The following is a 12,377-nucleotide window of genomic DNA, read 5'->3' on the forward strand; positions in this document are numbered from 1 at the left end:
TGAGAAATGGATTACACCTTTTTTACGAACTGCGATTTTAATTTCATGGAGCCAATTCCATCAATCTTGCAGTCAATATCATGATCCCCTTCAACCAGTCTGATGTTTTTAACTTTAGTACCCACTTTAACTACCAGTGATGAACCTTTGACTTTTAAATCCTTTATCACAGTAACCGTGTCGCCATCTTGTAGCGGGTTGCCATTAGCATCTTTTATGCTTAATGGCGCTTCATCTGTTTTATCATCCGCATCATTTGACCATTCGTGTGCGCACTCGGGGCAGATCAAAAGCATGCCATCCTTATAGGTGAATTCTGAATCGCATTTTGGGCATTTGGGCAAGGTGTTCATCGTTTATTCCTGCAATATGCAATTGTGCCAATATGATATTGGCTTGAAGTATACATAAGAAAGAAGCCTGTGACATCATGAAAATTACTCATCTTCCATCTTGTCCAATCGGCTCGGAGATACAATTGGAACGTATCACTTTAAATACTGCCGCCTATACTGACTTCTCAGAGGAAAATAACGACGACATTTGTTGAATAAAAGTGATTATTTTCCTATAATTCGTTCCATATGGATACAAATCGATTGCGACAATTTTGTGTGATAGCAGATACCGGCAGTATGACTAAAGCTGCGGAACTGTTATGCATTACCCATTCAGGTTTATCCAAGTCCATGAAATTATTGCAAGAGGAACTGGGTTTTTCCTTGCTGCGTCCAGCCGGCAGGGGGCTGGCGTTAACTGAAGACGGTGTGCGGATTTATCAAAACGCCAAACAATTTTTGGCACTTGAAGAGCAATTATTTAGCGCCACACCAAGGGTTCAACAAAAATCGGTAAGAATAGGTACGGTTGAAGTCTTTTTATTGGCACAATGCAGGCGGCTCAAGCAATCACAGCTTGATAACTACAATTTCACTCTTCTGGATTTGAATCCGGGGCAAATTGAACAGTTAATCGCAGACAGGCAGCTGGATTATGGCGTTACTTATGCGCCTTATCCCATGGATGGCGTTGAAATTACGGAAATCGGTAAGTATCAGTTAGGCTGTTATTGCTTAAAAGGTTGTTTTAAAGGAATGGACATCAGTGATATCCCATTCGCTGTCCCTGCTCAAGGGATATCAAACAATCCTTTGGGAATAAAAGAGCGTGATGGCTGGCTAGAGAGTGTGACGCCCAGAAATAGAAAGTATTCAGTCAATCTTTTGTCAACCGGACTGGAATTGGTGCGGCAAGGATTATGCGCCATATTCATACCAAAGTTTGTTGCCAGGAATTATCCTGATCTGGTTGAGCTGGCTATACCCAAGGTACAGCAAGCCAAACAACGCGCATTCCTGATCAAACATAAAGACCATCCGCAAGATAGTTTGTTTAAGATGCTAAAAAAGACAATTACATCTATTGTCCAGGACTAGATTTGTCTGAAATTCTGTTTGTTGCCGCCGCAGGCCAATCATTATCCTGCGAATAAGCAGTTTAGCCGTTTATTACTGGATGCTTATGATCCGTAAGGTTGAAATGTTGGATATTGATTATCGCGGCAATCTGCTGGCCCACCACAACAGTAATACTGTCATTAATGCGCTGCCTGCAATAATCCAATAATTACCATATTGAGTCAATGTCATAAAGCCCAGGGGCCATGGCAAAGCCACAAAATAGGGTAACATGGCATGGCTGATGGTATGGAAAAATGCGGCGCCTGCTAAAAAAATGAGAAAATCGCGAAGTCTAATCATGTGTAACTCCTTAAAACCTATATGTCCTTATTGCTTCACATTTTCACCGCCATCGGGTGGGACGGGCGTGCAGCCTGGCGTTGTGCCGATAATTTCTCCACACATGCAGTAACCAGGGTCATTCCCATATGTGCATTGCTTGAATGTGCCATCCAGAATAAAACAATAGTGAACTCCCCATCCTGTGCAATATACATCACAACTCTGGTCTGGATAATTATAATTTTTCGTTACAGTATTGCCCGTGCAAACATTTGCCGGCGGCGGGGAGCAATAATATGAAAAGGTATACCATCCACCAGGAATTTGTCCGCAACCCGTGTTGCATTTGCTGACAACACCGCCCGTATCGCAAACGCCTTTTCCGCTGCACATGTCCTTATAATTGCTTTCACAAATGCCTTTTGCCATGTATCTACGGCTATTGTTCCAGCCGGTTTTATCATCGGCATATACAGTGGCGGCTGTTAGAAAAATTGTTAAAAAATAGAAAAGGGTCGAGAATCCTTTTTTAAACATATCAAGAAATCCTTTCTTTTACAGGCTATGAGATAATATGTGTATTACGAAAAAATTGCAATCTTTGCATTTATGGTGTGGTTTTCGTTGTATACCGACCGTAATGTTATGTCTGGCGATTGATCAAATACAAAAAATAGAAATTCAACCGGCTTCCTTGTTATTGAATGCTGCACCCTGAACGTGGACCGCGAGAGTGGTCTTCCGTGTCACGCCTGTTTGAAATTTCCACTCTGCCATCTTTTTTATGAGATTCTACAGCTTGTTCTGTTTGTGGTGGGCATTTAAAGAAAATTTGCTGCTTATAATAATGGTCTTTGGTTGAGTAATAAGCCTTGGTTATTTCGCTGGCTATTTCTGGAGGTAACAGTTTAAACAGAGATTTATCATCAAAAAGATTGGCGCACATGATTAGTGCCGATTTATTAATTATATTGATTTCGTTTAATTTTTCATTCCGTTCTTCTGATTTAAACAGGAAGTCAATTTTTCCCAATAAGTCTCTTGGACTATGATTAAAGGAATTGAAATTAACAGCGATACATGTGTTTTTATCTCTCAGACTTTCAAATTTTTTAATTGTCTCAGGATCAGCATCAATATAGATATAGACATCGGCATTTTTAGTATAGATTGATGTGATTGAACGAAAGTGCTCCTGGCCGGTCATGTCCCAAAGCTGAAATCTTCTGTTATTCACGTGGACGACGATAAAGTCCATTCCTACTGTTCTTGGCATAGGCAAGCAATCTTTGTCTTCAGCCTGGTCCATGAACGCTTTTTTTGAATCCGCACTGCCTATTAATATGACTTTACAATCTTTGCGCGCTTCCATCCTGTATCCTCGTTTTAGTTAATATGTTTTAGTCTTCTACTGGCTAATATCCACATGGATGGGCATGGATTATACGTGCATTTGGCTTGTTATAAACATTTCAGTCATATAACGGATGCTAATGGAATAGTGACTGCCGGTCTTATATTTATAATGATTGCCAATGCCGCTGATTCAGATCAGGTTTCCTGAAATGATTTAATCTCATCAAGCTATTATTTTGTAGACAGTTCGGCATCTACTAGAATCTGTTCCACTTGAGCATTCCTGAATACAACGTGTTTATGCAAACCTATGGTAATTACCGCTGGCGCCAGCTCTTGCATGGTATTAATGGCTTGCTGTTTTTGTTGCTGCGTAGCGGCCGGGTTTTCAAGAATATCCGCGTTAGCCAGGAATGCGGCAATTGTGCCTTTTCTTACTATTTTTCCATTGATAGCAGTGGTATCGACTCCATCGGGTAAAACGTCTTCAGGAAGTACGGGATTCATGTTTGACATGGTTTTTTCCTCTTGTATAGTATCTAAAGCTGAAAACCTGGCCGTGAATGATTAATGAGTCTCATGCTTTACGCAAAGTATCATAATCACGATGCGATTGCTATGTTCCATAGTCACAGGCATGTGATCAGTCTGATAAATAATGCCTTGGGATCATAAATAATAACTATTCCATGAGTGACAACTTCTTTTGTTCCTTGTTCTGCCGGTATATCAGCCCAGCTTGGCGAGGCGATTCCAAATTCAACTTCATGGCCGTCTTGATAACTAACATGCCATGAGGTTACTGCGCCATAATTTTCCCGCTTGATGTTTATGCATTTGCCAAATTTTTTTAGCCACTCATTGTTTGATAGATATTTTTCCGGTTTACAGGATAATATCACCAAATCAATATCGGAATCTTCTTTCGCCTGATTCCTGGCGTAGGAACCCACCAACGCAATGCCTATTATTTCATTATTCTGTTTGGCCCAATTGATAACATCATCGAGAAAGCCGGTTATACGCTGGAGATCACTCCTTCTCTGGCCAAGATAAATTTCATTGGCATACATTTCCTGAAAAAGTGTAGTTTCTTTAACTTTATCTGCCGCGAATTTGATAAATTCAATCGATTTATTTTTTAATGACATTTCCTTTCCGTATTTCCAGCTCTCGGCGGTTTCAATAAGATGAGTCCAGATTGATCCATATCTGTTTTTTACCCATTCAGCCGAAATTCTTTTTGTACTGGCGACACCATTCATAACAGTATAGAGAATACGGCACAAATTCATGACAAGATACGATTGATAATGGCTGTTATCCAGCCATTCTGAATCTGTCATTTTGGGCAGCCATTCCTGGAATAAATCCCTGATGCATGCTTTCTGAACTTCGATAATATCAACAGGTTTGATCAACTCTTTGATATCAGGACCTATGAGTGAGATGCCGTGTTTATATAATAAATGGTTGTTAATAATCCATTCATTTCCATAAGGAGCCTGATCATAAAAAATTCCTCCGCCATAATACGGGCGAGGTTCTTTTGGCGGTAAAATATGACTAAGCATATCTATAGGCGTATAAGAGCATTCCAGTCTGTTGTTCCATTTTGAACAATGTGCTTCTGTTTTCTTGTGCATCTGCTTGATCAGATCAAGATCATGATGATTGAGTGGCTGTTTTGTAATTGCTATCAGGTCAATGTCACTGCTGTCTGTATTAAAATCGCCGTAAGCCAGAGATCCGAATAGATATAAGCCAATGAGATTGTTACCGATAATTTCAGCAATGCCATTCGATATTTTCAATAATACTTCATTCACATCTTGATAAGCTGTCACACCTGTATTTTTGTAATTGAATGTCATGATAAGCACCAACGATAGTTTGGTATCTAAAGCTGAAAATCTGGCCGTGAATGATTAATGAGTCTCATGCTTTACGCAAAGTATCATAATCACGATGCGATTGCCATTTTCCATGGTCACTGGCAGCGTGCCAAAAGCTGCTGGAACAGTTGCTTGCAATGACTGGATGACATGTACAGGCGGGATAATAAAATGTGTTTGATTTAAATAATAAAATTCTTCTATTATATGTGCTTGCAAAAACTCAAACTGGTATATCGCAGGGAGTATATGGAAATGAAGGAATTTTTCAAAAGAAGCGCGATCAGTGTCATTGTATTGGGTGTGACGGCCTCGGCATCTGCAGGCATGCCCGGCAATAATACACCATGGACTACTCACTTTTCGGGTGCGTTTATCGGTGTTGAAGGATTAAATTTACGGCCAATGAATGGTGATCTGGATTATGTCACTATTTTTCCCGCAAACAGCGGGGGATCTTTCTATACCAGAGGAATATCGACATCATATGATTGGGGCTGGCGAGTATTCGGCGGCATTAATTTTACTGAAAACGATGATCTCACACTTAGCTGGTTTAGTATGAACACCAGCGATAGTGATTCAGTCTCGCCGGCAGGATCAGTCAGTGGTTTTGGCCCCTCTGCGCCACGCTGGATAGGCGGGAACAATATCTGGAATAATGTGACAGGCCGAGTGACATTTGATCTGGATGATGCGTATGCAGTCTGGGGTCACACCATTAACTTCAGTAACCCATGGAGTGTGCGTTTTGCAGGAGGATTAGAGTATGCAAAGCTGCATAGCAAGCTAAGGATTGCTTCAGATTCCAGTTATTCGGGTGAAAGCAATATAGGTTTCGAAGCAAAAAATGAAACAAAGGGTATAGGACCGCGAGTCGAATTGGATATGACTTATCATTTACCTTATGGTTTTGCCTTGTTTGGAAATACAAATGCTGCTCTGCTGGTGAGTGACCGTGAAATTTCACTTGATCCGACGGTTGCAGTGTCTCACGATATATTCGATAACACATACATCAATTATTCGTCTGATTTTACAACCCGAAAAGTGGTGATCCCAAGATTTGGCATGCGTCTTGGCGCCAGTTACTCCTATGTGTGGGGACAGGCTGGAGGGGAGGGGGCGCCATGCAGAACAACGACGTTGACGGTGGACGCTGGATGGCAAGTCGAGTCCTACATTCATGCAATTGAACGACCTGATAATGGATACTTTGATGTAACAACAAATAACGTCAGGGCAATGCAAGCCCCAGATTCCGGTTTTGCCGGCACTAAGACCAGCAACTTTAGCGATCAAGGCTTGTTTGTTGGCGTCAGGCTTGGCACAGACTGGGTTTGATATTAGCGAATGCATATCCCGGTTAGACGTGATGAGTCGGGATGATGAATCTATGGGGGATTTGGCAAACACTATCTGAAGGCGGGCGACTATCTGTTTATAATATAAACAGGTAATTGCCCGTTTTTGTTTCTTATGAGCAACGTTTTATTGTGATGGTGCGTCAGGGATGCATTTATGCCTATATCTACTGGTGACGATGTGTGAAAGCGGGTCTGCATTTTTAATGCGGGTTAAAATAGGATGTGGTTTAATTGCGCAGCAATGATTGCATTATTTCAAACATCATGTTCATATTGAATCTGACAAATAAATGAATAATTTATTCAAACACTTAGATAAGTATGTGGTCACTCAGCGCATTCTTATCGGGGTTATGCCCCTGGCAACGCTTTTTGCTCGTATCAATCTGCATTTGGGCGGGTTAGTGTCTGGGATAATCCTGTCAGCCGCTGGTTTGTCTATATTGGCGATTGCTGCCAGACAATTAGGACCCGCACTGACACCCACGATCAAGCCTGCTCATGAAGGCCAAATGGTCACATCCGGACTTTATGGTATTGTTCGTCATCCCATGTATGGCGGGGCAATACTGTTCTCAATGGGGTGGTCTATACTTTGGGGTTCTGTGTTGGCCATGCTGCTCACTCTTTTATTAGGATTGCTGTTTGTCATAAAGTTAAAAATGGAAGAAAAATTATTATGCGAAACATACCCAGGGTATGCCGGATATCAAGCGCGCGTCACTAAGAAAATCATTCCATATATTTATTGAAATTGTGCTTGCCGGATAAAGAGAGAGCGTTCATTTTTTAAAGTCCAGGTATGTTGTGTTGTCGTGATCATGGGTTTATTTTCATTTGAAAATCCATGCCAATCAAATTCAACACTCATGGTGATAGTTCCATCTGCGTTTTCCCGCAAGAATGCAAAAATGGGTGGTCATGACATATTTGACAATGTTGTGCATTTTACTCTTACTCTTGTAAAATAATTGTATTAACAGGGGGGATGTAAATATGAAGGGATATCGTAAGATTTTTATTTTTGTCATCTCTATCCTGTTCTTGATCAATCCGGTCTATGCTGTTGTTGATAAAAACTGGCTGGATAGCAAGGTTAAGGCTTTTGTCAAGAACAAGCCGGTCAAGGCAATGATTTATGGTTTATGGATTGATGGCACACCTGTCAGCATCAATGCGGTGGGTGAGTCGATGACAGGTGTTCCCGCCACAGTTAATATGCATTACCGCATAGGCGGTATTACTGAAACAATGCTGACTGCAGCGTTGATGTTACTGGTGGAAGAAAACAGAATTCGCCTGGACGATAAAATCTCGCGCTGGTATCCTGATTTACCTAATGCCGATCTCGTTACCGTCAAGATGCTGGCTAACTGTACTAGCGGCTATCCTGACTATGTTTATAACAGAAAATTCATCGATGAAGTGATCAATAACCCGTTCAGATCATGGACAGACAAAGACTTGATTGATTATGCCACGATGGAAAAACCGAAGTTCAAGCCCGGAACAAGCCAGCATTATTCTCATACTGACTTTGTCATTCTTGGGAGTATCTTAAGTCAGGTCAGTCATTTGTCCACTAACGAACTGCTAAACAACTATATATTCAAACGTGTTGGCATGAATAATACGCAGTTTAATCTGAATGCCATGATGCCTCATCCTGTACTTCACGCCTTCAGTCAGGATAGAGGAATTTATGAAGAGTCTACCTATTGGAATCCATCCTGGACTTCAAATTCCGGGGCGGTTGTTTCTAATATTACTGACATAGGCAAATGGGCTCACGCATGGATGCGTAAGGGATTGTTAACAGAAAAATCCATACAAATTCTACGAGCCCCGGATACTGTAGGCAAAGGTAAAAATACAAACGATTTTTATTTCGCCATGGGCTTTGTCAATGTGAACCATTGGCTGATTCAAAATCCAAGCTTCGGCGGCTATAGCGGTGTTTTTGGCGTATTGCCTGAAAAGAATATGGTTTTTATCGCTGTAAATACGCTAAATGAATCCAGGCCGGATGATACAAATTATAGCGTGGAATTGTTGCGTGATTTGGCAATGGATTTGGCTCCTGATTATCCCATACCTGTCTCGCGCTGATATTCTGCAAAGAAGCGAATCATCCCGTATGCCAGCAAGACGGTCAGCTTGATGTAACAAATCAGGCCTGTGTATTATTTGTACAAAGGCGGAGCGTTGCGGTTTAGATCAAACTCTGATATCAAATAAATGAAAGCAAAACAATTGCTACAGAGTGCATAAGGCGAGGAGATTCACTATGCAAGCTCGGTTGAACAACGCTGACCAATACAAAAATCAATCTGAAGAAATCGACGCTGTCTTGATGGCATTAATCACAGTTTGTGAAAATCATCCTGATCAGGAATTTGTAAAATACCTTAAGGCGGCAATAGGGCAGATTTGCTATTTACATGCGGCTTACATTAAAGAAGGCGCAAGCAGTGAGATGATATTGGATGACTTAACCTGTATTGCCCAGTTAATAAGTACTCAGCCGCCCGTCCAATGCGTTACCAGGCTTCATCAACAAATTGGTCTGCATGAATCCGCTGCTTCGACCCGAAGAGGATGGGGAATTACATCAGCAGTGACAGGCGGCGGTTTGCTGGTTACAAGCGGAGCCAGCGTTTTCTTTAGTCTGGGGTTAAGCGCCCCAGTGTTAATCGGCCTTTCATTTTTTGGAGCGACTTTGTTACCCACGGGAACAGGAGTGGCAATGGATGCGACACGCAAACGAGGCGATCTGGCCAGTTGTGAGCGAGAGTTGTTAAATTATGTTTTACAGACATTCCGCACTAATGATAAATATCATTTGTATGTTCAATATCAACTTTCAATTATATTATCCGATGCGCAAGCGCGCGGACATAATAGGGTGCGAGATCAATTAATAGAAATAACATTAGAACAGCTAAATGACAGTAATGATTTATCTGCGCTTTCTAACAAGCTGGATGACCTTGTGGCCAATTTAAAAGGCAATAGTTCCAATAGCAAAACAGCTGTGGCAATCAAGACGCTTTTGGATGACGTAAATCTGATTAAAAGGAATGGTCAGTTAAACATGATGTGAGGCATCATAAATGAATACTCGTCTACCAGTTGATGCAAATGAGGCTTGCACGAAAATTGCGGCAGAAGACGCAAAGATGTTTGTGTGCGGCGCCTTACTGTCTGCGGCAAAAGAATATGAAAATGAAGGCATGAGAGACCAGGCGGCGCTCATTTTGGAGGCGGTCAGGCAGCATTCCTGTGATCCGAAAATATATTTGATTACCCTGGATTACAAGGAGATAGAAGGTATTATCGCCGGCTTGTTAACAAGCCTGAAGGGAAAATATTACTGGAGCAAGAATGAATCAGGGATTCTGCATACCCATTTATTGAAGACAATGGTTGCGGCAAATGAGTCAAAATACCTTGGTTATACACCAGTCATATTGAGATGCCGGGGAGAAGGTTTTGCTTTTAACGACAAGTACGTCCAGGCATGTGATTCGAGCGCGGCCAGACCCTCTTATGACTGTGCGAAAAGCATATTTGACGCAAAGATAAGTTCCGTTAGAAAAATACTATCCGGTCTCAGTGCCAATATGGATCTGCTGATTGCTAATAAACAAGCAGTCCTGGAGAAGATTTATTCAGGCAGGAAAAGTGATATTGCCGGCTATGTCTCAAAACTAAGAACGCAGATAAGTATGCACCTGAATGCAATGGAAAGGGAATGTGTACTGTTTTGTCATAGCCTTTCCCAAAAAGATTTAAAAAACATGGAAGTGATGATTAATGACAGGATTGAATCCCAATTTGGGATGCTGGCCAGTCAGTTGAGGCAATCTGTGCAAAAAGACAAGCTTGAAGAGATAAAAAAACGATTGCTTTTGTTGATAGATGAAAGAATGAAGCAATTGGCGCTAAAATATAAAGACCATATTAAAATAATATCGGAACAAAATGAAAAAAGCACAAGCTCACTTCTGAATGCCTTGATGATTGACCTGGATCAGGAAATCGATTTTGACGCATATGATATTAAACTTCAGGAAATAATCGAGGCCGATTTTTCCAATTTGAAAGACAGGCTTGATTTGTTGTCCGAGCTTGATCGTATCGAACATGGACTAAAAATCAGAATCAAGAATATCAAGGCAGATCTTGAGCAAAAATACCCGAATTGTCACGATGAACGTTATATATTCATTGACAGGATTGCGGGCATGGTTTCGGATAATCTGGAACGTTACAAAAGAAATGTCATGCGGCGCACGGATGAAATAATTTATCTGGAACGTGTAGAAAATCAACTTCAAGGATTAATCGATGAAGAGGCTGCCGGATTTGAAGTAAGAGTGAAGTATCGGATGGAGTGCGACAGAATCAGGGCTGTCCTGGGGCATTATTGTGATTTTGAGGATTCGGTTTACCGGCAGGATAAACAAACCGTCGGGTTAGTTCATGCCGGATATTTTCACATTAAGCAGGATGAATTCGACAAATATTTTTGTGCAACAGATAAACCGTGTAATTTATCTGCTCTCACTGAATTTGTCCTGGCGCATCCTTTTCTTGGAAAGGATTTTAATGTGCCTGAGTATGAGAAAAAAATTTCAGGATTGCTGCATGCGCATGCGCGCTTGCTGAATGCTAAACAGTGTGTGCGTGATGAAAGCTTGCCTTTTATTTTGGATGAAGAATTGAATGGCCCCATGTTTGAAGCCGATGAGCTGGCTGAATTGGAGAATCAATTATCCTTGCTCTACTTGAATCCAGATGAAAATCAAATTAAACGTATACTCCTTCGCTTGAATACAAATGGTCAGTCTGGGCTTAATCGTGATCATGCAGAAAAAACAGAATCAGACCATCAATTATCCCCAATCCCGGCTAGAGTGACAACCAGAAAAATGGATGAGGAGAAACTGCAGCGCAGGTTTGATGAATTAAGCAATAATTACTCTGTTCTGGATAAGTCACATCGAGAGCAGCAAGCGCTTGGCGAAACACTGGCCAGGCAAGTGGCTCAAAAAGATGCTGAGATCATACACTTGAATCAAACGCTGCAGAATAAGGAAGTTCATATCCAGACCTTAAGAGATGAAATTCTGCGGCAGCAAGCTGAATCACAACGATTGAAAACTGAAAATAACGAACTGAGGCTGGCTAATCAAGCCAGAGATGTTGAAAATCAGAATTTGTTTAAAAAGAATACTGCGCAAGCTGAATTGATTGTTAGGCAAGATATGAGAATACGGGATTTGAGCGCAGATAAAGCGCGCAGTGAAAATCGGCTTGGCAACTTGTCCAGACAGCAATTTTTTCTGGACAGGTTTAACGAATTTTCTGAACATTATATAAATTATAATAAACAAAGCACAAGTTTAATATTCTTTCATGGCCGGCATGGACGCAGCGTGGCGCGTAAATTCAATTTATCACTTTCTGCTGCGGTGAAAGGTATTGATGTGGATCAGGAACCCGAGGCGTATGTGCATGCGTTAAAATCAGTATACCACTCGCTCATTAACAATTCTAATGGTTTACTGGATGGGGCTTATAACAATCATTCATTTAAAACATATTTGCTGGCATTTAACAAATTTATTACGCCATGGAATGGCGATACTGACCTGAACAATCCCGACGTGGAGGATTATCTCAACAGAGTCAATATCGATGTTGACGACAAGAAAACACAATATGAAAAAATATTTTTTCGTGAGAGACGGATTTTGATTTGATTGGACTGGCGCTTAAGTCAAATTGGATGTGACAATGAGCATTCTTGTAATTTAACCACGGTGTCTGGCGTAAAAGATGAGGGCCAGTCCGGCGGCCGCTAGGCAGCCGCCATAATATGCCCATTGAATCCGGCTAATCATGAAACTGCTAGACGGCCATTTGATATAACCCAAGCCTTGGCCTATCCAGAGCAATCCCATGGCGAAGGCCAGAAAACCTGCGATCGAAATCAAAAATTTCATGTTTTC

At 41.3% G+C, this 12,377-nt stretch carries 14 protein-coding genes; 6 read left to right on the top strand and 8 right to left on the bottom strand.

Annotated elements, in window-relative coordinates; genetic code table 11:
• Nucleotides 1-11: 11 nt before the first annotated feature.
• Nucleotides 12-353 (bottom strand): zinc ribbon domain-containing protein YjdM, encoded by a 342-nt coding sequence (locus tag AQULUS_RS03560; protein ID WP_148338727.1) that lies wholly within the window; start codon nucleotides 351-353, stop codon nucleotides 12-14.
• 231 nt (nucleotides 354-584) lie between these two features.
• Here AQULUS_RS03560 and AQULUS_RS03565 point away from each other — a divergent pair, with 231 nt between their 5' ends.
• Nucleotides 585-1,436, top strand: coding sequence for a LysR family transcriptional regulator (locus AQULUS_RS03565; RefSeq protein WP_148338729.1), 852 nt, complete (start codon nucleotides 585-587; stop codon nucleotides 1,434-1,436).
• Nucleotides 1,437-1,553: 117 nt separating this feature from the next.
• Here the strand turns inward: AQULUS_RS03565 and AQULUS_RS03570 are convergent, their stop codons facing one another.
• The 5 genes from AQULUS_RS03570 to AQULUS_RS03590 form a co-directional block, all read right to left on the bottom strand.
• Nucleotides 1,554-1,760, bottom strand: a complete 207-nt coding sequence (locus AQULUS_RS03570; protein ID WP_148338731.1) for a hypothetical protein — start codon at nucleotides 1,758-1,760, stop codon at nucleotides 1,554-1,556.
• Between the two features lie 27 nt (nucleotides 1,761-1,787).
• A complete protein-coding gene (locus tag AQULUS_RS03575; RefSeq protein WP_148338733.1) occupies nucleotides 1,788-2,279 on the bottom strand; it encodes a hypothetical protein in 492 nt (163 codons plus the stop codon).
• Between the two features lie 160 nt (nucleotides 2,280-2,439).
• Nucleotides 2,440-3,114 (bottom strand): ADP-ribosylation factor-like protein, encoded by a 675-nt coding sequence (locus AQULUS_RS03580; protein WP_148338735.1) that lies wholly within the window; start codon nucleotides 3,112-3,114, stop codon nucleotides 2,440-2,442.
• 215 nt (nucleotides 3,115-3,329) lie between these two features.
• A complete protein-coding gene (locus tag AQULUS_RS03585; protein WP_148338736.1) occupies nucleotides 3,330-3,614 on the bottom strand; it encodes a hypothetical protein in 285 nt (94 codons plus the stop codon).
• Between the two features lie 113 nt (nucleotides 3,615-3,727).
• Nucleotides 3,728-4,972: a nucleotidyltransferase domain-containing protein gene (locus AQULUS_RS03590; protein WP_148338737.1), complete on the bottom strand. Its 1,245-nt coding sequence runs from the start codon at nucleotides 4,970-4,972 to the stop codon at nucleotides 3,728-3,730.
• A 276-nt stretch (nucleotides 4,973-5,248) separates the two neighbouring features.
• On the opposite strand from AQULUS_RS03590, the gene AQULUS_RS03595 reads away from it, so the two are divergent.
• Both AQULUS_RS03595 and AQULUS_RS03600 read left to right on the top strand, forming a co-directional pair.
• Nucleotides 5,249-6,337, top strand: coding sequence for an Lpg1974 family pore-forming outer membrane protein (locus AQULUS_RS03595; RefSeq protein WP_172622720.1), 1,089 nt, complete (start codon nucleotides 5,249-5,251; stop codon nucleotides 6,335-6,337).
• 313 nt (nucleotides 6,338-6,650) lie between these two features.
• A complete protein-coding gene (locus AQULUS_RS03600; protein ID WP_148338739.1) occupies nucleotides 6,651-7,112 on the top strand; it encodes a methyltransferase family protein in 462 nt (153 codons plus the stop codon).
• Here the strand turns inward: AQULUS_RS03600 and AQULUS_RS13120 are convergent.
• Complete coding sequence (locus tag AQULUS_RS13120; protein WP_269472864.1) at nucleotides 7,106-7,231, bottom strand: hypothetical protein; 126 nt, start codon at nucleotides 7,229-7,231, stop codon at nucleotides 7,106-7,108. The two genes, AQULUS_RS03600 and AQULUS_RS13120, sit on opposite strands and share 7 nt — an antisense overlap.
• Nucleotides 7,232-7,356: 125 nt before the next feature.
• Here AQULUS_RS13120 and AQULUS_RS03605 point away from each other — a divergent pair, with 125 nt between their 5' ends.
• The 3 genes from AQULUS_RS03605 (at nucleotide 7,357) to AQULUS_RS03615 (ending at nucleotide 12,128) form a co-directional block, all read left to right on the top strand.
• Nucleotides 7,357-8,469: a serine hydrolase domain-containing protein gene (locus AQULUS_RS03605; RefSeq protein WP_148338740.1), complete on the top strand. Its 1,113-nt coding sequence runs from the start codon at nucleotides 7,357-7,359 to the stop codon at nucleotides 8,467-8,469.
• A 241-nt stretch (nucleotides 8,470-8,710) separates the two neighbouring features.
• On the top strand, nucleotides 8,711-9,463 hold the full coding sequence (locus AQULUS_RS03610; RefSeq protein WP_148338741.1) for a hypothetical protein: 753 nt from the start codon (nucleotides 8,711-8,713) through the stop codon (nucleotides 9,461-9,463).
• Nucleotides 9,464-9,473: 10 nt separating this feature from the next.
• Nucleotides 9,474-12,128 (top strand): hypothetical protein, encoded by a 2,655-nt coding sequence (locus AQULUS_RS03615; RefSeq protein WP_148338742.1) that lies wholly within the window; start codon nucleotides 9,474-9,476, stop codon nucleotides 12,126-12,128.
• Nucleotides 12,129-12,179: 51 nt separating this feature from the next.
• Here the strand turns inward: AQULUS_RS03615 and AQULUS_RS03620 are convergent, their stop codons facing one another.
• Nucleotides 12,180-12,371 carry a hypothetical protein gene (locus AQULUS_RS03620; protein WP_148338743.1) on the bottom strand — a complete coding sequence of 64 codons (192 nt, stop codon included), beginning with the start codon at nucleotides 12,369-12,371 and terminating at the stop codon, nucleotides 12,180-12,182.
• Nucleotides 12,372-12,377 lie beyond the last annotated feature (6 nt).

Source organism: Aquicella siphonis (assembly GCF_902459485.1).
Classification (GTDB): Bacteria; Pseudomonadota; Gammaproteobacteria; order DSM-16500; family DSM-16500; genus Aquicella; species Aquicella siphonis.